6 protein-coding genes are annotated in these 23519 nt (G+C 57.1%); 5 read left to right on the plus strand and 1 reads right to left on the minus strand.

All coding sequences use genetic code 11. From position 1 onward, the window contains the following. The first annotated feature begins 153 nt into the window (after positions 1–153). The 4 genes from GW591_RS02075 (at position 154) to GW591_RS02090 (ending at position 18880) form a co-directional block, all read left to right on the plus strand. The gene (locus GW591_RS02075) at positions 154–13953 is read left to right on the plus strand and encodes an Ig-like domain-containing protein (protein ID WP_166860024.1); all 13800 of its coding nucleotides are present in this window, start codon (positions 154–156) and stop codon (positions 13951–13953) included. A gap of 135 nt (positions 13954–14088) precedes the next feature. Next, positions 14089–15465, plus strand: coding sequence for a TolC family outer membrane protein (locus GW591_RS02080; protein WP_041673044.1), 1377 nt, complete (start codon positions 14089–14091; stop codon positions 15463–15465). 50 nt (positions 15466–15515) lie between these two features. Then, positions 15516–17693, plus strand: coding sequence for a type I secretion system permease/ATPase (locus GW591_RS02085; protein ID WP_013574624.1), 2178 nt, complete (start codon positions 15516–15518; stop codon positions 17691–17693). A 17-nt stretch (positions 17694–17710) separates the two neighbouring features. Further along, entirely contained in the window at positions 17711–18880 is a 1170-nt protein-coding gene (locus GW591_RS02090) for an HlyD family efflux transporter periplasmic adaptor subunit (protein WP_013574625.1), read from the plus strand. Positions 18881–19536: 656 nt separating this feature from the next. Here GW591_RS02090 and GW591_RS02095 read toward each other — a convergent pair. Next, entirely contained in the window at positions 19537–21546 is a 2010-nt protein-coding gene (locus tag GW591_RS02095) for a DUF4034 domain-containing protein (RefSeq protein ID WP_166860026.1), read from the minus strand. Between the two features lie 774 nt (positions 21547–22320). On the opposite strand from GW591_RS02095, the gene ompC reads away from it, so the two are divergent. Further along, entirely contained in the window at positions 22321–23448 is a 1128-nt protein-coding gene (ompC, locus tag GW591_RS02100; RefSeq protein WP_013574627.1) for a porin OmpC, read from the plus strand. The last annotated feature ends 71 nt before the right edge of the window (positions 23449–23519 follow it).

Consider the following 23519-nt stretch of genomic DNA (forward strand, 5'->3'; position numbering starts at 1 on the left):
TTTGTTTTGTAGCCTGTGGCAATACCTCACACCAGTTGGAAGTTTATCCATTTTTCTTAATGGTCTTCATTACCCGCTGAACCGCTTTTTACCTGAAAAGGAAGAGCGGTGTTTAGCGTGTATGGACAACAACTGGCGTAACAGGGGTACAACATGGCTCAGAACGGTAGCGTTGTTATTGATATTCTTTCTCGTACTAATGGTGCAGTAATCTCCCAGGTTTCAAACGCCAGTCAGGACGTAACTCTTAATCAAATCAGCATAGTACGCGTACACGCGACCCGTGACGTGGTCACCCGCTATGAGCGTGTGGGGAATGATCTTGTTATTCACATGAAAGACGGACGCACCGTCCGCTATCACAGTTTCTTCGATACAGATGGCAAGGGGAATCACAGCGAACTGATTTTTGATGATGGTACCCACCCGATCGAACATGCCGCGTTTGTCGATACCGGCGCAACAGCGGGGGCAACCCCGATCGTTCCCGCTTATGAAACCATTCCTGATGCCGGGGCGCTGGTACTCGACTCCTCTAATTTTGATCCCGCTGTTTTAGGTGCCGTGCTGGGCGTTGTCGCACTGGGTGCCGGGATCGCAATTGCCGCAGGTGGCGGCGGTGGTGGTGGCGGTGGCAGCAGCAGTAATAACGGTGGCAGCGATGGCGGCGGAAACACTGACGGTGGGAATACCGGTGGCGGGAATACTGGTGGCGGAAACACCGGTGGCGGAAACACCGGCCAGACCGCAACGTTATCGCTGGGCGCATTTGCCGGTGACAACACCCTTAACGCCACGGAATCGCGTTTAGCACAAATCTTTTCAGGCACCGCAAGTAACGTGGCCGCAGGCGAGACCATTACCCTGACCATCAACGGTAAAACCTACACCAGTACCGTAGGCGCTGACGGCAAATGGAACATCAATCTGCCGACGGTAGATTTACAAAATCTGGCAGATGGTACTTACGTGGTGTCCGTCACTGTCACCGGCACTGATGGCAAATCGGTTACTCAGGGGATCACCGTTGTCGTGGATAAAACCCCGCCGGTGGTCTCGCTCGATCCTGTCGCCAGTGACAACATTCTTGACGCCGTTGAGCATCAGCAACCGCTGACAGTGACCGGCACAGCTTCTGTCTCTGAAGCCGGGCGCACACTGGTCGTTACCCTCAATGGCACGCAATACAACACGACGGTAGGTGCTGATGGCACCTGGTCGGTGACAATACCCGCCAGCACGGTTTCCGCGCTGGCTGAAGGCAATTATACACTGACCGCGTCACTGACCGATGCCGCAGGAAACTCGACCACTACGCCGGAAAGTTTCGTTATCAGCGACAGCGCCGGTATTTTGATGGTCAACCCGATCTCAGGTGATGGTCAGCTCAATGCCAGTGAAGCGCAAAGCGCGCTGGTGATCACCGGTACCACATCCAATGTCCCTGCGGGCACGCAGATCACGGTGACAATCGGCGGCGTGGCATATCAGACCACAACAACAGCGGAGGGGGGCTGGAACCTGAGTCTTTCTCCTGCCCGGTTGCAGGCGCTGACTGATGGCCCGACGACCGTAACCGTCAGCCTGGTCGATAGTCAGGGCAATACCATCAGTCAGACGACTGATCTGAATGTTGCTATCCATGGCGTTCCGCCGACGCTTGATCCGGCTTTCGGCGGTGACAATACGCTCAATGGCAGTGAATCCATCACTAGCCAGACATTGACGGGGAACACGGGTCTCACCGGCGATGGTCAGACCGTGACTGTCACCCTTGGTGGCCAGCAAATTACCGGCACGGTTACGCCAGACGGTATCTTCACCGTGACGGTTCCGCCTTCAGTACTCGGTAACCTGCCGCAGGGCAGCAATAATATCGTGGTCACCGTGACGGACCCGGCGGGCAACCACAACACCATTACCACGCCAGTCAGCATCGATACTGTCGCCCCAACCCTTGCTATCAATTCGCTGGCGGGCGACGGCCAAATCAGTCTGGCCGAAGCTGCAGGTGCACTGACCTTGTCAGGTACTGCCTCAGCAGCAGATGCAGGCAGAACGGTTACCATCACCATTGACGGCCAGACATTTACCGCCCTTGTCGGTGATGACGGCGCATGGAGCACACAAATCCCGGCTGGCACGCTGACCGGTCTGAACGGTGATTTCCCGATCAGCGCCACCCTGACGGATGCGGCGGGCAACACCACCACCAGCACCAGCCCGCTGCATGTTGCTGCCGATTCCACTCTTCAGCCGGGCATTTCAGTGAATGCATTTGGCGGCGATGACGCCGTTGACGGCGCGGAAGTCCAGACGGCGCAGGTGCTGAGCGGGACCACTACCCGCGTCGAAGCGGGTCAGATCGTCACCATTACGCTCAACGGCAATACCTATGAAGCCACGGTGCAGGCCAGCGGCAACTGGAGTGTGATCATTCCGGCAGCCGATATGGTCACGCTGACCGACGGTACCCAAACCCTCAATGTCAGCGTGTCTGATAAAGCCGGTAACCCGGCGACCGGCACTGATACTTTCGAGGTTGATACCTCTCAGAACGGTATTGCGATTGACCCGGTAACGGGTGATAACGTCATCAACGCAGTGGAAACTGCAAACGGCATTGAAATCAGTGGTACCACTCTGGGGGTAGCGGAAAACGCCATAGTCACCGTGCAATTCGGCTCGCTGTTTAAAACAGCCACGGTAGGGGCGAATGGCAGATGGTTCATGCTGTTAAGCACGGGCGAGATCGAGGACATTCAAGGAAGCAATCCAGATCTCAACAGCATTTCTGCCACTGTCGAAGGGCCTGGTGGAATAATTTTATCGAACAGTATTAATATCGGTATTGATAACACCAATCCTCTTCCCACTCTCAATACCCCGTTTGGCGATAGTCTGCTCAATGCGACTGAAGCCGCCGCCGGGCAGACTCTCAGCGGTACCACTGGAAAATCGGGTGATGGTCAAACCGTCACCGTCACATTAGGCGGGAAAACCTATAACGCGACAGTGGCCGCAGACGGCAACTGGTCAGTTCAGGTTCCGGCAGCAGATTTGCAGGCGTTGCCACAGGGCAATGTGGCGATTGCCGTCACTGCCACTGACGGCGCGGGCAATACCGCCACGTTAAGCAGTAACGCTACGGCTGATTTCACCGCGCCGCTTCTGACTGTTAACCCGGTTTCCGGCGACGGATACATCAACGCCTCTGAAGCGGCTGAGGGGGTGACGATCACCGGAACTGCCTCGATTTCGGAAGCCGGACGCACCGTCACCGTCACCCTCAACGGTGAAACCTATACCGGCATTGTGCAGCCAAACGGCCAGTGGAATGTTGCCGTGCCAGCCACCGCATTCAATGGTGTGGCAGATGGTAGCTACCCGGTGAGCGTCCAGTTGTCCGATGCGGCGGGCAACAGCACAACGGTTAACTCCGGCGTGCAGCTTGCAGCCGATGCGGCGAACGGCCCGACCATCACCGTTAATACCTTTGCGGGTAATAATGTGCTGGATGGAGCAGAACAACAAACCGCGCAGCAGCTCAGCGGTTCAACCTCCCGTGTTGAAGCGGGTCAGACAGTCCTGATCCTGCTGAATGGCCATTCTTATACGGCAGTGGTGCAGCCAAGCGGAAGCTGGAGCGTCAGCGTTCCGGCGGCGGATCTGGCGACCATCGCCAACGGCACCACACAAATTAGCGTGTCAGTGGCGGATAAAGCGGGAAATGTGGCGACAGGCAGCGAAACCCTGATCGTCAACAACCTGCTCAGCGGGCTGGCGGTGAATCCGGTGGCGGGCGATAACCAGCTCAATGCCGGTGAAGCCGCCGCAGGAATTACCCTCAGCGGCACCTCCAGCAACGTGCCGGTAAATGGCGTGGTGACCATCACGCTGAACGGTAAAATTTATACGGCAACCGTCGGCACGGGCGGTGCCTGGAGTGCGCAGATCCCGGCAGCCGATCTGGCGCTGCTCAGTGACGGCACTAACACCGTGAAAGTCAGCGCGACTGATGCGGCAGGCAATCCGGTGTCCGGCAGCAGTGACTTCGGTGTGATCATCCATTCCCTCCCTGACGCGACACTCAACACGCCGTTTGGCGATACGCAGCTCAATGCCAGTGAAGCGGCAGCAGGTCAGACGCTGACCGGCAGCACCGGGGTCAGCGGCGACGGACAGAGTGTCATCGTTACCGTCGGCGGGACAGATTACACCGCCACGGTGGATGCCAGCGGGAACTGGAGCGCCACCGTCCCTGCCGGAGATTTGCAAACCCTTCCTCAGGGACCCGGGGCGGTGCTGGTGGCCGTCACGGATGCGGCAGGCAATACCAGCAATGTCAGTACGCCGGTAACTATTGATACCGTCGCGCCAGTAGTCACCATCACCACACCGGTCGCGGGCGACGGCACCATCAATGCCGCAGAAGCCGGGGCGATTATTCCGGTCAGCGGCACGGCAGGAGCGGGTGAGGCGGGCGATACCGTCACCATCAGCATTGGCGGACACACTTATACCGGCACTGTGGCAGCAGGCGGCGGCTGGACAGTCAACATTCCGGCCGATGCGCTGGCAAACGTGGCGAACGGCACCTATACCCTGACCGCCACGGTGACCGATGCCGCCGGTAACGCAGGCACCGCAACCGCACCGGTCACTGTGACAGCGGATCCGGCATTGCTGCCGACAATCGACATTGACCTCTTTGCCGGAGACGGCACCCTCGACGGCGCGGAACGTATGAACCCGCAAACCGTCAGCGGAACGACCACCCATGTGGAAGCCGGACAAATCGTCACCGTGACCATCGGCGGCATTGATTATCAGGCTACAGTGCTGGCCAGCGGTGCATGGAGCGTCAGCGTACCGGCTGCCACCTTGCAGACCCTGCAAAATGGCGCGGCAACCATTGAGGTTTCTGTCGCCGATAAAGCCGGTAATCCGGCGAACAACAGCGAAGACTTCACCGTTAACAGCGCGCTGGGCGGTGTGACCATCAATCCGATCACCGGCGATAACAAAATCGACGCTACGGAAGCGGCTGCGGGTTTTGATATCAGCGGTAAAACCGCCAACGTGCCGGAAGGAACGCCGGTAACCGTTAAACTGGGTACGGTGACCTACACCACGCAGACCGATGCTGACGGTAACTGGACAGTTAACGTTCCGGCGTCTGACGTTGCCAGTCTGGCGGATGGCACCAGTCATGTGATTGCCTCGACTGTCACCACGGATCAGGGGCCGGTGACCACCACCCAGGATTTGGGCATCTACGCCACATTGCCGGAGCCAACGCTCAACACCCCGTTTGGCGATGGTTTGCTGAGCAGCGCGGAAGCCGCCACCGATCAGACACTGACCGGTAAAACCGGACTGACCGGCGACGGTCAGACGGTGACGGTTACCCTTGACGGCGTCCCTTATACCGGCACGGTTGCCACTGACGGTAGCTGGACCGTGACCATTCCTGCCGCGGATTTGCAGGGCCTCGGTGAAGGCACGAAGACCATCACTGTTGATGTGACAGACGCGGCGGGTAACACCGCAACCTTACCGGGTTCCGTGGATGTGGACTTCACACCGCCTCCGCTGACGCTGGATAACGTGGCGACGGACAATGTGATTAACGCTGCTGAAGCTGGGGCACCGATCACCCTCAGCGGGACCAGTGATCCGGCCGATGCAGGACAGTCAGTGACACTGACCTTTAACGGACAAACCTATACCGCAGAGGTGCAACCAGACGGTAGCTGGAGCACCACCATTCCGGCGAATACCCTCAACGGTCTGGCGGATGGCAGCTATCCGCTGACCACCACACTGACGGATGCAGCGGGTAATACCACCACTTTGCCACCGGTCAATATCGGGATCGCGACCAATAACGTCCCTGTGCCGGACATTGATACACCGTTTGGCGATACCTATCTCAACCTGACCGAGTCCGGCCAGTCGCAAACCATCACCGGCAGCATTGGTGCGACGGCTGACGGCCAGACGGTCGTGGTTTCCTTAGGCGGTGAAGACTATCCGGCGACGCTGAACCCGAACGGCACCTGGAGTGTCACGATTCCGGCGGCTGATTTAGGGGCGCTGGACAATGGCAGTCTGCCGCTGAGCGTGACGGTCACGGACGCCGCCGGTAACACTGGCACCACCAGCTCGCAAATCACGGTTGACCGCACGGCACCGGTTCTCAGTATTAATGACGTGGCGACCGACAATATCATCAACGCGGCTGAGTCCCTGCAACCGGTGGTGATCAGCGGTACGGCCGGTCTGGACGATACCGGACGTACGGTGTCTGTAGTGCTGAGTTTCAACAACGTCAGCTACACGGCAACCGTGCAGCCCGATGGCACCTGGAGCTTCACGCTGCCAAGTACCGTCGTGCAGTCGCTGACGGATACCACTTATACGCTGACCGCCACGATCACCGATGCGGCAGGCAACAGCACGACAGCCACGCAGACCTTCAGTGTGGATGCGAATGTCGCTAATTTGCCGACGCTGACGATTACAGCCGTGTCCGGCGATGATTACATTAATGCGGCGGAGAAAGGCGCGGATATTCCGATCACCGGGACATCCACCAATCTTGAAGTCGGGCAGACGGTGGTGGTGAGCTTTAACGGCAAAAACTACAACGCCGTCGTCGGTGCGAATGGCGACTGGACGGCAACCGTGCCGCTGGCTGATCTGGGCACCTTGTCTGACGGACCGGTTACCGTTACAGCGACCGCCAGCGATGTGGCGGGTAACCCGGCATCCGCATCGCACAACGCCACTGTTATCACCCAGCCGGGCGACCTGCCAACCCTGACCATCAACGCCATTTCCGGCGATGATTACATCAATAGCACTGAACACAATCAGGGCATGATCGTGAGCGGAACCTCCACGCATGTGCCCGTGGGCGGTACGGTGACCGTGGTCATTACCGGCGAAAACTACACGGCGACCTATACCGCTACCGTGCAGGCTGACGGGAGCTGGAGCTTCCCGATGACGGCGGCGCAGGTTCAGGCGATGCCCGCCGGGAACAATACCTTCACAGCAACAGCGGATGATGTGGCGCAAAACGTAGCAACCAGTACGCATGATGTCACGGTTGATACAACTCCTCCGCTGCTGACTGTCGAGGTGGATACCGGCGGTGACGGCATCATCAATCTGGCCGAAGCCGCGCTGGGTGTGCCGGTGAGCGGGACGACGGATCCTAATCTGACGGTCAAAGTGACCTTCAATGGTAAGGATTACCTGACCACGGCCAACGATCAGGGAGTCTGGTCGCTGACCCTGCCGGGCGTTGATGTGCAGGCACTCGCCACCGATGGCAGCAAAACCCTCGGCGTGAGCGTCAGTGATGCGGCCGGTAACATTGTGACCGCTTCAGGCAGTTTCACGCTGGCAACCCATTCGCTGCCAACCCTGACCGTCGGTGCTATTGCAGGCGACGGCGTGCTGAATATTGCTGAAGCCGCCGCAGGGTTTACCCTGAGCGGTACCAGTACCGGGCTGGTTGCGGGCACCACGGTGCTGGTCACTATTCCGGGGCTGGCGGATCCGATCACCGGTACCGTGAACGGCCTCGGAACAGGCTGGACAGCCGTCGTGGCACCGGGTCTGCTCAGCGGGCTGGACAACGGGCCGGTTCAGGTCAGCGTCTCCGCGACGGATACCGCGCTTAACCCGGCGTCTTCCAGTGCCAGTCTGAATGTGGTGCTGACCCAACCGGGTGTGCCAACCATTAATACGCCGTTTACCGATGGCGTGCTGAATGCCGCTGAAGCGGGCGCAACGCAGCTGATTACCGGCACCACCGGCATTACCGGCGCAGGTCAGACCGTGACGGTGACGATAGATGGCACGACGGTCACCGCGACCGTCGGCGCGGATGGCAACTGGACCGCCACCGTCCCTGCTTCTGTCTTGCAGGGGCTGACGGATGACACACACACTATTTCGGTGACGGCAACCGACAGTGCAGGAAACCCGAGCAGCGCAGCCGGTACCCTTGATTTCACGTCGGTAACGCAAATCCTGCCGCAGGCCGGAATCAATACACCGTTCGGTGATGGTGTGCTGAATCTGGATGAAGCGACGGCGGGTGGCACCATTACCGGGACGACCGGTATCACCTCGCCGGGTCAGACGGTTACCGTCGTGATTAACGGTAATGCGGTGCCGGTGGTGGTGGATTCTGCTGCCGGAACCTGGAGTGTCACTCTGACACCCGCGCAGTTGCTGGGTTTACAGGATGGCACCTGGCCTGTTGTGGTGACGGTCACGGACAGCGCGGGTAACATCTCGCCGCTGACGACGTCGGTTGACGTACAAATCAACAACGTCCCGGCACCGGCAATCAATCTGCCGTTTGGTGACGGTACGCTAAATATTGCCGAATCCATTGACGTTAACGGGCAAACCCTTACCGGTACCACCGGCGTAACCGGAGCCGGGCAAACCGTCAGCGTGGCGATCGCGGGCATGACCGGCAGCCCGTTTACGGCAACGGTCGACCCGGACACCGGCAACTGGAGCCTTAACCTGACATCAGCGCAGCTCACTTCCCTTGGCACCGCGACGGCGTCACATCTGATTACCGTCACGGCCACCGACAGCGCGGGTAACCATACTGATGCGACACTGGCCTTCACGTCATACCTGTCTGCCCCTGTGCCGGTTATCGACCTGCCGTTTGGCGACGGCAATCTGAATATCACGGAAGCGGCTGATGTGAACGTGATTACCGGTAATACCGGCATCACCGGCAACAACCAGAACGTTAAACTGACCATTGATGTGAATGGCATTACCTATAACGCGACCGTCGATCCGCTGACCGGCGACTGGTCGGTAAGTCTGCCTGCAGGCGTGCTGAACTCTCTGGGCAGTGGTTCGCATGACATTAACGTCACCGTGACCGATGCCGCAGGCAACAGCACGCCTGCGACGTTGCCATTCACCAGCTATCTCACCGCGCCGGATGTCACCATCAACACGCCGTTTGGCGATGGTTATCTGAGCGCTGCGGAAGCCGCCACACCGCTAACCCTGAGCGGGACGACGGGGATTACAGGGGCGGGGCAAACCGTGGTGGTCACTATTGCCGGAATACCTCTTCCGGGTGTCACGGTGGATGCGGACGGTAACTGGACGGTGCCTGTGACGGCGGGCGAAATCGCCGATCTGCCGCAGGGCGCACAGCAAATCTCCGTGACGGTCACGGACGGCGGCGGCAACACCGGTTCGGCCTCGGCTGACGTTGGCATTGCCGTAACCCAACTGCCAGCCGTAGCAGTAACGTCCTTTGCCGGTGCCGGTTTTGATCTGACCTACGCCGAGAGCCAGAGCACGCAAACCATCACCGGTACAACGGTGAATGTGCAGGCGGGACAGCAGGTAACGGTCACTGTCGGCAGCATCAGCCATCAGGCAACGGTGCTGGGCGATGGCTCATGGAGTGTGACGCTGACACCGGCTGAGCTGGCTACGCTGAACAGCGCGGACACCATCACCGCTTCTGTCAATGATCTGGCGGGTAACACGGCAAACCTGCTGGCGCCACAGGCCATCACGGTCAACCTGACGCCGCCAACATTCGCCATCACCATTGATCCGGTCACCGGTGACAACATCATTAACGTGGCGGATGGCAATCCGGCGAACATTACCCTTTCCGGTAAAACAGTGAATGTGCCGGATGGCACATTGGTCAACATCACCGTGGGAGGTGTTCCGCATCTGGCGACTGTCACTGCGGGAACCTGGTCTGTGGCTGTCTCTGCCACTGAATTTGTGAATGGCACCACCACCACGGTGACCGCATCAACGCTTATTCCGTTGACCAATGCCACACAAAGCGTGCTGGTGGATACCACCGCACCGACCCTGACTATCAGCGCCTTTACCGGCGACGATATTCTGAATAATACCGAGTCCAAATCCGCACAACTGATTTCAGGGACGGCGGATACCAGCGAGGTGGGCCGGGTGGTTACGGTCACGCTGAATGGCAAAACTTACAGCGGCACCGTGCAGGCAGGCGGTACCTGGTCTGTCAGCGTGCCCGCCGCCGATTTGCAGGCATTACCGCAAGGGAATGGTGCGACCAACGTGATCTCCGCCACCCTGACGGATGCGGCAGGCAACGTGGGGACGGCGGTTCCGCATACGGTGAACGTCGATACGTCTGCGCCGTTGCTGGCGCTGGATGCGGTGGCCGGTAACAACGTCATCAATCTGGCGGAATCACTGCTCAACGTACTGGTGGGCGGGACCTCCAGCGGCGCGGACGGTCAGACCGTCAACGTCACACTGGGCGGTGCATCAATCGGTACGGCGGTTATCCAGCCGGGCGGGGCATGGTCGCTCAACCTGACACCTGAACAACTGATTTTACTCAACGATGGCACCCTGACACTGGCGGCCTCCGTGACCGATGCGGCGGGTAACACCACCAGCGTCAGCACCGGTCTGGATATCTTCTTTAACAAACTGCTTAATCTGAATGTCACCAGCGGGCTGGGGCTGACGGATGGTTTCCTCAATCTGGCGGAATCGCAGGTAGCGCAAACCCTCAGCGGAACGGCGATTGGTGCGGGTGTGGGTTCAGTGGTGTCGACGGTTATCAACGGCACGCCGCTCTCGGCGATTGTCGGGGCTAACGGTGCGTGGTCACTGAACATTCCGGCGGCCTTGCTCGGTGCGCTGGGTGAAGGTCAGCAGGTGCTCAACCTGAACCTCACCGATGCGGCAGGGAACGTGAAAGCGTCTGTGCTGAATCTGGACGTCATTAAAACGCTTCCGGTTCTGGGCGATCTGGATCCTCTGTTTGGTGGTAACGGTCTGCTGAATGCGGCGGAATCTCTGCTGGCACAAACCATTGGCGGCGTCGCGACAGCGGTTGACGGCACTCTGGTGACCGTGACGCTTGGCGGTAAAACCTACAACACTACCGTGACGGCGGGTACCTGGGATCTGCAGATCCAGCCGGGTGATCTGGGCGCGTTGCTGGATGGCAACCTGAATCTGGGCATCACCCTGACTGACCCGGCAGGCAACTCGTCTGCAACGAATATTCCGGTGGGGATTGCGATCCACAATCTGCCGCAGGTGGTGCTCGACACCGTGTTTGGCGACGGCGTGCTGAATATCGCCGATCTGCTGGTGAATCAGACCATCAGCGGCACGGTCTCTAACGTGGCTGCGGGGACAGCAATCGCAGTGCAGGTCGGAACGCAAACCATTGATGGCGTGGTCGATGCGACCGGGCATTTCCTGGTCACCGTCCCGCCGTCTGTTCTTGGTTTGCTGAGCGGCACGACCGCTGCGGTCAGCGTGACGGTAGCAGATGCTGCCGGTAACGTTGGCAGCGCGGCCGTGAACGCGGTGCTGGATCTGGTCAGGCCGGTCATTAACCTGACCTCAGTTCTGGGCGACGGCTTGCTGAACGCGGCTGACGCGCTGACGACCCAGGTGATTGGCGGTACGGTCACCGGTGTGGCGACGGGTACGCAGGTACAGGTCACGCTGGGCGGGAAAACCTTCCTCGGGGCGACCGATGCCAGCGGTGCATTCAGCATCACCCTGCAACCGGGTGACCTGAACGCGCTGGGGGATGGCACCTTCACGGTCGGGGTTTCTGTGACCGACAGTGTAGGCAATACCGCCACTACCAGCGGAACGCTGAACGCTATTATCAATGCGGTACCGAAAATTGTGCTGGATCCGGTCTTTGGTGCTGACGGTATTCTTAACGCCGCTGAAGCGTTGCTGACTCAAACCATCAGCGGTACGGTCACCAACGGCCAGGTCGGGGAAATCGTCAATATCAATGTCGGCGGCGGTCTGATTAACCTGACCGCTACCGTAGACAGCGACGGCAAATTCTCAGCGTCGCTGACGCCGCTGCAATTATCCGGCCTGCTTGACGGCAACCTCACCCTCGTCGCCTCAGTCACCGATGCGGTGGGTAACACGACCTCAAGTACCGTGGGCCTGAATGTCGGTATTAACAATCTGCCGTCGATTGTGCTTAACCCGCTGTTTGGCGATGGCGTGCTGAATGTGGTTGACCTGCTGACCGGACAAACCATCAGCGGTGTCGCGACCAACGTGGCGCAGGGCACGCAGGTGCAGGTTTCCCTGAATGGCAAAAATTATCTGGCGACGGTCGGTGCGGGCGGTGTCTTCAGTGTCACCGTGCCGGTGACCGATCTGACCGCCATCCTCAACGGCACGCAGTCGGTGGTCGCCAGCCTGACGGACGGATCCGGTAACGCGGCGTCGGTCACCGGCCTGCTGAGTGTGGTATCGCAGTCACTGCCAACCATCACGCTGAATCCGCTGTTTGGCGATGGTCTGCTGAACGCGGCAGATGCGCTGCTGACCCAAACCATCAGCGGTACCACGACTAACGCGCAGGGCTCAACGGTGACCCTGAACGTGGGTGGAAATACCCTGACGGCGCTGGTGAAAGCCGACGGCACCTTCAGTGTGGCGATTCCGCAGCTCACTCTGGCGGGCTTGCTCGACGGTACGCTGAACGTCGGTGCCTCGGTGACCAACGCCGCCGGTAACGCCGTCAGCGGCAGTGCTACAGCAACGGTGGGGATCCATACCTTGCCGACGCTGCTGGTCAATACCTTGTTTGGCGGAGACCAGTATCTCAATGCCGCAGAAGCCGGTGCGAATACTAATATTACCGGTACATCTAATCTGCTCAACGGCACGGTATCTGTAACGGTCGGCACCGTTACACACACCGGTACTGTCACTAATGGCGTCTGGAGCGTGCCGTTCACCTCTGCTGAATTGCAAGGACTGGCGGACGGTTCCACACAGGTCTCCGTGGTGGTGAGAGACAGTGTGGGTAACACCGCGACGTCTTCCAACCTGCTGAACGTCCTGACACATGATCTGCCGCTGGTGGCGCTGAATCCGGTTCTCGGGCTGACGCTCGGTCTGGTGAGCAATATCCTCGGGGGTCAGGGGCTGACGCTGAGCGGCACCAGCCGCAATATCGCGCAGGGCGGTCTGGTCAGCGTAACCCTGCTGGGGAATACGCTGGCGGGTACCGTGCAGGCAGACGGTTCGTGGACGGTGAAATTCAGCAGTGCGCTGCTGAGCAGCTACGGACTGGTGGGCCTGCTGTCGGCATTACTGGGATCGGTGGTTGAACTGAAAGCCGTTGATGCCGCCGGTAACGGATTTGATGCCCATGTCGGGCTGACCGTCGGTTCATCATTACCGCCAGAAACCGCCACGCTGATGGCGACCTCTCTGTCTGCCGAGGATACCGACACGCATACACTGGCCGCCAGTGTGGTAGCCGATTCTACGACCACTTCTACATCGGAACCCACAGACACCACGCACGCCACCAGCACACTGGTCTCGTCGCTGGCGACTACGGAGTCTACTGCCACCACGACATCAGAAACCACCGCGCATGCTGATACTGCCTTCTCGATTGGCGGAGTCACTATCGATCTGACGGCAACGGACGGTGTCGCACTGGGTGGCACCGGCGATGACGTGATTGCAGTTCACACGCTGGACTTCGGTCTGATCGACGGCGGTACCGGTGTCGATACCTTGCTGCTGGCGGGCACCAATCAGCATCTGGATCTGACCCTGCTCGGGCTGAAAGTTGAGCATATCGACATCTTCGATTTGGGCAATTCCGGCACCAACAGTATCTCGCTGAACCTGCATGAGGCGCTGAGCGTGAAGGATAACCCGACCGATGAAGTGATCATCAAAGGCGGCGAGGGCAGTCTGGTGAATCTGCACATCGGCACTGACGGTGCGTGGAACGAAACCGGGCAACGCACGGTGGATGGCCTGACGTTCGACGTTTACCACAATACCTCAATAGAAGCCTCGAATACGCTGGGAGACGTTCTGGTGCAGCACGGTCTGCACGTTCAGCAAAGTTGATGCAGGGATCCTCCCCCTGCGAAGGGGGAGGCGGGGAGGGGGGGGTGCAAACGACTGCGCCCACCCAACCCTCCCCTTTGCAGGGGAGGGAGCAGTACCAAAAATATAAATCGGCGTAATTAAGTGGTGTCGGTAATGAAAAATAAGAGAGTGATGCGGTCACTGACCGTGATGTTGGGCACCTTGTGCCTGACCGGTTTAACAGGGAATACGGGGGTGACGGCGGCGGTTAAACAGCCGGAATTTAACTGGCAGGCTGCGCCGACCGAGGAGATGCGTGCCAGCCTGACGTTGCAGGATGCCATCCTGCGGGCATTTGCGCGTAATCCGCAAATTTCAGAAGCGGCGGCGCAAATTCGCGTCGGCAAAGGCAACCTTGATGAGGCAAAAAGCGCCTGGTATCCGCAGATTTCCTTACAGGGAACTGCCGGAAAATCACATCAGACTGACTCGGCAGGTAGCCTGAGTAATAACGCATCGGCGGGCGTCCAGCTCAGCCAGTTGCTGTATGACTTTGGTCGTACCGGCGGCAGCATCAGTCAGCAGGAATACCTGTCTGATGCCTATCGTTATTCGCTTTACAGCACAATGACTGATGTGGCGCTCAGTACCCTGCAGGCCTATCTCTCGGTCAAACGCTATCAGGCGCTGAGCCTGGCGGCGCGCGACAATATCGCTTCTCTCGAACGTGTGCGGGACACCGCCAGACTGCGGGCAGACGCCGGACTGAGTTCACAGTCTGACGTGTTGCAGGCAGAAACGCGTATCGCCGGAATGAGAGCCACCGTTGAGCAATACCGCGCGCAGCAACGTTCTGCGCAGGCACAACTGACGGTGCTGACCGGCGTGGTGTCCGATAATTTGCCGGATCTGCCGCAAAGCCTGCTGGACCAGAAAGTGACCCTCGACAAAATCCCTTACGAAAACAGCACGCTGGTGCGTGCCGCGCAGGCTAAACAGCAGGCGGCGATCGAAGAAGTTAATCAGACCGAAGCTCAGCACTGGCCGACCCTGAAAGTGCAGGCAGGACGTACGCGCTATGAAAACAGCGGCGGTGGCGGTTCTTACTGGGACGATCAGGTACAGCTGGCGGTGGATGCGCCGGTGTATCAGGGCGGGGCGGTGAGCGCCAAAGTCCGCGCGGCAGAAGGCCAGCGGCAGGCGGCACAGGCCGAAGTCGAAAAAGCCAAGCTGGACATCAACCAGAAAGCGTCGGCAGCTTATGCCGATATGATCGGCGGTCAGCAGCGGCAACTGGCGGGTGAGGAACAGTTCGGCAGCGCGACGCATACCCGCAGCGTTTATCAGGATGAATACAAACTCAGCAAGCGCAGCCTGAACGATTTGCTCAGCGTTGAGCAGGACGTTTTTCAGGCCGATACGTCGCGTATTGGCGCGCTGTATGACGGCTGGGATGCGACGGTGCGCTACGCCGCCGCCGTGGACAATCTGGTCGATATGTTAGGCATCGACAGACACAAACAAACAGGTGACACCATCCCGATGCTGTAAGGCGCGGACAGGACGGGAATAAACCAGAAGCATTCGATATCGAGGTTGAAATGAGTAATGAAGCAACAACACCTTTGTCGATCGACGTCTGGATAAGCGCCATGGGGCGCGTGGCCGAAACATTCGGTAAACCAGCAGATCCGCTTTATCTTCGCCAGCAAATGCGCTGGTTCGAACATCAGCCGTTGCGGCGTCAGCTCGACCGGCTCAGCGGTCTGATGGGGCTTCAGGTGGGTATGGTCAGCTGGAATCAGGTGCGCTGGCGTCAGGAAGTGTTACCTGCCGTCATTACGCTGCAACAGGGTGGCATTGCGGTACTGGAAAATCTGCACGACGACGGCATGGTGGACTACTGGCTGAGCGACGGCGGCAACTTAGTGCGTTCGGCTGAACTGGTGGTGTTGCTTGAGCAAAGCACCGGTCCGGTCTTTCTGGTTGGCGTGGCACCGCGCGGGCGCGATCAGCGTATCGACCCGTTCGTTCAGCCGCATAAAAAACACTGGTTCTGGGATAACTTCCGGGGTTCCGGGCGCAAAATCGCGGAAATCTCGCTGGCCTCTATTCTCGGTAACGTGCTGGCGCTGGCGGGAATTTTGTTCTCAATGCAGGTGTATGACCGCGTTATTCCGGCGCAATCTTACCCGACCTTGTGGGTGCTGTTTTTCGGCGTGGTGCTGGCGGCGGGGATGGAATATGTCATCCGCCTGATGCGTACGCTGGTGTCGGATCTGATGGGCAAGAAAGTCGATCTGAAAGTCTCCTCGCTGTTTTTCGTGCGGGCGATGAATATCAAAAACGACGACCGGCCGAAATCCACCGGTTCCTTTATCTCTCAGTTGCGTGAAATCGATCAGGTGCGCGAACTGCTGACCTCGACCACCATCAGCGCGGCGGCGGATATGCCTTTCGTGTTGCTGTTCCTTGGCATCATGTTTTTCATCGGTGGCCCGCTGGTGATTATCCCGCTGCTGGCGATCCCGCTGATTGTCATTCCCGGCATTCTGATCCAGTGGCCGATGGCCAAACTGGCGAAAGAAGGTATGCGCGAAAGCGCACTGCGCAACGCCGTGCTGGTGGAAACCATCGAAGGCATCGAAGACATCAAAGCCTTGCAGGCGGAAGCCTATTTCCAGCGTCAGTGGGAACAGACGCACGAAGTGAGCGCGGCGGTCGGCATGAAGCAACGCGTGTGGGGCGCGCGCCTGACAGGCTGGGCCTCCACCGTGCAGCAACTGACTTACGGCGGCATGCTGGTTTTCGGCGTGTATCTGGTGCTCAGCGGCGACATCACCACCGGTACGCTGGTCGCCAGCAGCATGTTGTCATCGCGCACCATCGCACCGCTGATGCAACTGACGATGGTGTTTTCCCGCTGGCAGCATGCGAAAAGCGCCATGCGCGGGCTGGATGAACTGCTGAAAAAACCTGTTGACCGGCCAGCGGATGCGCAGTTGTCACATTGCCCGACGCTCAGCGGTCATTTCAATGTGCGTAATCTGCAATACACCTACGACAAAGAAAATGCGCCGAATGTGCTCGGTATCGGGCAACTGGAGATCAAGCCGGGCGAACGCGTGGCAATCCTCGGGAAAGTCGGTGCGGGTAAATCCACATTGCTCAAACTGCTGGCGGGGCAGGCCAGTCCGTCGCAGGGGAAAATTCTCATCGACGGCGTCGACATGACTAAAGTTGAACCGGCGGATATCCGCCGCCAGCTCGGTTATCTGTCGCAGGATTCGCGGCTGTTTTTCGGCACCTTGCGTCAGAACCTGATGCTGGGTTATCCGCACGCGACTGACCAGGAAATGCTGCAGGCGTTACGTATCAGTGGCGCGTTGTCGATGGTGCAGGCCGACGCGTCGAGCCTGGATAAAATCATTAACGAAGGCGGGCGCGGGTTGTCCGGCGGTCAGCGGCAGATGGTGATGCTGAGCCGCATGATCCTGCGTAACCCGCAGGTGGTGCTGATGGACGAACCGACCGCGTCGATGGATGAACAACTGGAAGAATACGTCATCCGTCAGTTACATGGCTGGCTGGTGGGGCGGACGCTGATTGTGGTGACGCACCGTCCGGCGCTGCTCAGGCTGGTGGACAGGATCGTCGTGATGGATAACGGGCGCGTGGTGGCTGACGGACCGCGGGATCAGATCCTCGCCAAAGTAGCCAGCACCACGCCCGCTCCGGCAGCGGCGGTCATGGACGATAAAAAACAAGGCGCAGCCTGAGCTGCTAAGGACACCGCATGGCACATCTGACATTGCATGATGAACTGGAAGCCGAAAGCCGCAAAGTCTCGTGGATTATCTGGGGCACGCTGGCCAGTTTGCTGGTGTTTTTTGTCTGGGCACGTTTTGCTGTGCTGGACGAGGTAACGGTCGGTACCGGCAAAGTGACGCCATCGAGCAAAGCACAGCAAATTGACTCGCTCGATGGTGGCGTAATTTTAAAACTGATGGTGCAGGAAGGATCAGTGGTGAATCGCGGCCAGCTTCTGGCGCAGCTTGACCCGACACGTTCTCAGTCAAACTATGGCGAGGCCGCCTCCCGTGTGCGGACATTACGTGCTTCTTCTGAACGTCTGAGCGCCGAACTGACCGGCGCACCGCTGAAATTCAGCCCCGAAACCATGAAATCACCGGAACTGGTGGCGCGTGAACGCCAGTTATATTTATCACGTAAGCAGAACCGTGATGAAACGGTGACTAACCTGCAACAGTCGCTCAGACTGGTTAACGATGAAATCAACATGACGCAACCCCTGGTGGCCAAAGGCGCGGCAGGGCAGGTCGAAGTCATTCGCCTCAAACGTCAGGCCAGCGAACTGCGCGGAAAAATCGACGATGCCACTAACCAGTACGCGGTACGTGCGCGTGAAGAGCAGGTGAAAAATAACGCCGATCTGGACGCTGAATTGCAGGTGTTGGCCGGTAAAGAAGATCAGGTGACGCGCTCTGAGCTGTATTCGCCGGTTCACGGCATTGTTAAAGACATTCAGGTTTCCACTGTCGGCGGTGTTCTGCAACCGGGTGGCAAGCTGATGGAAATCGTGCCGATTGAAGATCAGCTGCTGATCGAAACCCGCATTAACCCGCGCGACATCGCCTATATCCGCCCCGGACTGCCTGCCACGGTAAAAATCTCGGCGTACGATTCATCAATCTATGGCGATCTGGACGGTAAAGTTGAAGGTGTCTCACCGGATACGTTGCAGGATGAAGTGAAGCGCGACCAGTATTATTACCGTGTGTATGTTCGCACCGACAAAGCTTTCCTGACCAACAAAGCCGGGCGCCAGTTCCCGATCGTGCCGGGGATGGTGGCGAATGTGGATATCAAAACCGGTCAGAAAAGCGTGCTGGATTATCTGATTAAACCGTTGAATAAGGTGAAAGAATCCCTGAGGGAGAGGTAAGCAGGAGGGCGCTGCTGCTGAGGCTTTAAAGTCAACACCTTGGGCTCGCCGCCCAAACTGGCCCAGAGGACGCGTAAGCGCGCGCCCTCTGGACTCCGGCGCTTTTTTAACTGCGCGCTCTGCTCGCTGACTATGTTTCAGCTGCCGCAGTGATAGCCATAAAGCTCCCTCCCCTGCGAAGGGGAGGGTTGGGGTGGGGTATTAAAGAAAAATCAGAGAGTTAAAGTAAGCTTTGACTAAGTGTTAGCCCGTAAACCCCCTCCCAACCTCCCCCTTCGCAGGGGGAGGAGGAAAGATAAAACATTCTGTCGTTGAATTTAAGATCGTGCGGGCGATTCAGAAATCTTGCTGAACGGAGCGGCTTCGAGACCTGTGGCTCGAAGACCGAGAGAAGGAACCGCGCAGCGGCAAGATTTCCAGCCTGTCTCTGCGGCAACTGAAACATAGCCAGCACGCGATAGCGCTTGTTGAAAAGCGAAGGGAGATCCAAGAGGGAAAAAGCACTTTTCCCTCTTGGTCGGTTTCGGCGCGAAAGGCTCTGCGATAACAGTTATTGAGAAACCGAAATATTCCCGATCAAGCCTCCACGGCGAGTGAGAAACCGAAATATTCCCGATTAAGCCTTCACGGCCAGTGAAAACCCAAAATTTGCACCTTTATAAAAGGTGTTTAAGCCGCGATTGCAGCGGCTCCTGCAATCTAAACCCGGCGATAGGATCTTCAATCTCAGTCTTGCGCTTATCCTGCCAAAGATTCATCCTCGCCCGCAGCGAGCCGCTGAGTTCATCGTGAACCTGCTTCGCAGCCTCGGATTCCGGGTTCAGCTCAAGCACGAATTCCATAAATTTATCCGCGATATAACGGTTTTTCTTCACGCCGGTACCGGTCAGCCAGGCCATGCCAAGGGTATAAGCGGCTTCGGCGCGATCCGGGTGTGCGGCGTTATGCAGAATTTCCGGCAGCCAGACTTCTGCTGCCTGACGTTTCTCGGCATCTGAGCCATTATCCAGCGCGCAACTGGCGCGATAGTAGGCGGCGGACAGGTGCCCGGCGTCTATCGCACGCTGATACCACTGCATCGCCTGTTCATAATCCGGTTCGCCGCTCAGCCCGTCGCGCAGCGCGTTAGCGCAGGTAAACATAGCCGGAACCATGCCAGAGCGGGCGGCGCTGAGCACACAATCCATCGCATTACTGTCATTGTGATAATGCTCAGGCACATCATGGTGCCAGCCGTTGCGGTAGAAGAAATACAGCTCGTAGCAGTGAATGGCACTGCCGTGGCGCGCCATGCCGGTCATCAGAAAATGAGCGGCATCGATGTCGTCATTGATTGCCATATCATGCGCCAGCGTGACCAGATCGCTGACCGGTTGTTCATCCCCCGATTGCTGGATAAGCGACCATGCGTGTTCCATCAGCCCTTCACTTAACTCTGGCCGGGCTGGCAGTCCGTACAATCCGAATTGCAGCGCCGTCGCGGCAAACGCGACCAGCACCGGATCATTGGCCTGGCTCAGGCCGCGGGTCAGTAACTGAGTGAGTACCGGCAAACCTTCTTCATGACCGTTTGCCAGCACGGCGCGGGAAATAAACATGCGGGCAGAATGGCCCGGCATCGCCTGCGGTGAAACGGCGAACAATGCGTCATAAACGGTCAGGCCGGCCTGATCATCATCCTGCCAGTAAGCGGTACAAATCCCGGCGAGATCCAGCAGGCGGACGCGGGTTTCAGGCGTGAGGGGCTGAGCCAGTAAAGTCGCCAAACGCTGCTGGAGTTCCTGCGCCCGCGGTGATTCCCGTTCTGCAATATCGCCGGATAGCGCATCGCACAGCGCGTTCGCACGAAACTGGTTACGTTCTTCATCGCTGAATTCCGCACACAGCGGGCTGTCGATAATCAGCATCTGTTGCTCGTCGCTGCCGCCCCAGAACGCGGAATGGAATAACAGGTAGGATTCCATCGTGCCGACGTCGGCGTGACGCACGGACATCGCCATGCGCAGCCAGTAATCCAGCGCTTCTTCACCGGTTTTTCGGGTTTGCTGTAACGCGGCAGGTAACATTTGCGGCCAGTGTGTGGCAGGTTCGAACCCGAGGGCGTGGATATGCGCCACCCCGGCTTGCCAGATTTCACTGTCCTGAATCGAAAACTTCTCATGCAGGGGCTTGGGGATTTCGCCAGCGAAAAGAGATTTCAGCCAGTAAGGCTCACCGAAACCCCCGCTGAGATTCATCAGATGGCGGAACGCATGAGTCGGGCGCGGGTGTAATTCGATGGCGCGTAAAAACGCCAGCACGGCGTAATCGCAACACAACTGGGCACCGAGCCACTGGTGATCTTCAATTTCATTTTCGCCCTGAGACTGGCGGATCAACCAGGCATTTTCATGCCAGACCATGCCCAGCAATACGTGAGCGTGGTAGCTCTGCGGGCATTGCTGCGCCCAGTCACTGAGAACTTCCAGCGGATTAAGTGCAGGCGATTCCGTACCGGTAAACAGAGTGGCCGGATGCATCAGCAGGCCGTAATCGCTTTGGCCTTCGCCCTGATTCTGCCAGCCACGCATCAGTGACAACAGCCACTCGTCGAGTTTTAGAAAACGGCGGGCTGCCAGAAGCATTCTGGCTTTGGATATGTTGTCTAGCTGATCCTGTTGTGGCATGAGGTTCCCTGAACGGTTGAATAAAGAAGCTGTTGCGTGGCACCGCAGTTTATCGGTCTTCCCGGCGGTGATCAGCGGGATTGGTCTGACTTTGGCTATAGTAACGGATCTGAAGTGTCGCTGACCAACAAAGCCTCTCCACAATATCGATTAATAATTTTCCGAAAATACCTTATTAATTTAATGGATTAGATATCGAATATTAAGAAAATCGAAATTCAAAAGATGGAGATAATGTGAAGTAATTATGGAGAAATACAGTCAACGGGCGCGATATAATCAATGATGAATATCACAGAGTGATATTATATCTTTGTAAATCAAAAAAAAACCGGCCACAAAGGGCCGGCTGTTGTTTCCACAAAACGGGGAATGAGGGTAATTGAATAACAAATAATGATGATAGCGAGAGAGAGTATATATTATTGCTGAATGTATGATTTATCACTTAGTGCGGTAACGGGTTTAATTAATTAATTGATATATATCATTTTTTTATTAAATTAGCTTTGCGTGCTTTATTTTAACAAAAATAAACAGACGTAAATTTACGCAAAATTAATATATTGTTACATATTCTAATATATACGTAATGTCTTCACTAATTTCGTATCATTTTCTTTCTGGATTAAAAGAATCTATATCATGAGAATGGAACTGCCATGTCGGGCCAACATTTATACAGATACAAAAAACGTTATGCAGATTTAAAGCGGTAAAAAAACTGTACTTTACATTTAGTGGCACGGTCCGACACCTATCGAGGACAAAAAAATGAAAATCCGTGTTCTTTCACTCATGATCCCTGCTTTAGTGGTGGCGGGATCAGCAAGTGCGGCAGAAGTTTATAATAAAGATGGTAATAAACTGGACCTGTACGGTTTAGTGGATGGCTTGCACTACTTCTCTAACGACAAAGGTTCTGATGGCGATCAGAGCTACATCCGCCTTGGTTTCAAAGGCGAAACCCAGATTACTGATCAACTGACGGGTTACGGCCAATGGGAATATCAGGTTCAGGCTAATCAGGCTGAAAGCTCTGATGACGGTGACCGCGCATTTACCCGTTATGGTTTTGCAGGTCTGAAATTTGGCGACATGGGTTCATTCGACTACGGCCGTAACAACGGCGTGATGTATGACGTTGCCGCCTGGACCGACATGCAGCCTGAGTTCGATGGTTCCACTTATGGTGCTGACCAGTTCCTTTATCAGCGTACCAACGGCGTGGCAACTTACCGCAACGACAACTTCTTTGGTCTGGTCGATGGCCTGCACTTTGCCCTGCAATATCAGGGTAAAAACGACAGCGGCGGCGGCGAACCAGGTACCCGCGATGTGCTGACACAGAACGGCGACGGTTACGGTATGTCGCTGAGCTACGATATTGGCGCGGGCGTCAGCGTAGCGGGTGCATTCTTCAACTCTGACCGTACTGACGAGCAGAACTCTGCACCGGGTATCATGGGCGACGGTAAAAAAGCCGAAGGCTACACCGGGGGTCTGAAATATGACGCGAATAACGTCTATCTGGCTGCGATGTTTACCCAGGCTTACAACGCTTCCCGCTTCGGTTCCACCGATTCAGAAGCTTACGGTTATGCTAACGAATCCCAGGCATTTGAAGCCTATGCAAGTTATCAGTTCGATTTCGGTCTGCGTCCGTTCGTAGCTTATAACCAAACCCGCGGTAAAGATTTAGGTTCAGACCGTCTGGGTAATAACTACCAGGATCAGGATCTGGTTAAATTTGTTGACCTCGGTGCGACTTACTACTTCAACAAAAACATGTCAGCCTACGTTGACTATAAAATTAACCTGATCGACAGCAGCACCTTCACCGACAACGCTGGCATCAATACCGATGACGTGACGGCGGTAGGTCTGGTGTATCAGTTCTAAGCGTGCCTTTCTCAGACACAGAATAGCGCTTAGCAGTAAAGAATAAGCAGTAAAAGAACGCGGCCTCTGAT

It is taken from the genome of Rahnella aceris, from assembly GCF_011684115.1.
GTDB classification, from domain to species: Bacteria; Pseudomonadota; Gammaproteobacteria; order Enterobacterales; family Enterobacteriaceae; genus Rahnella; species Rahnella aceris.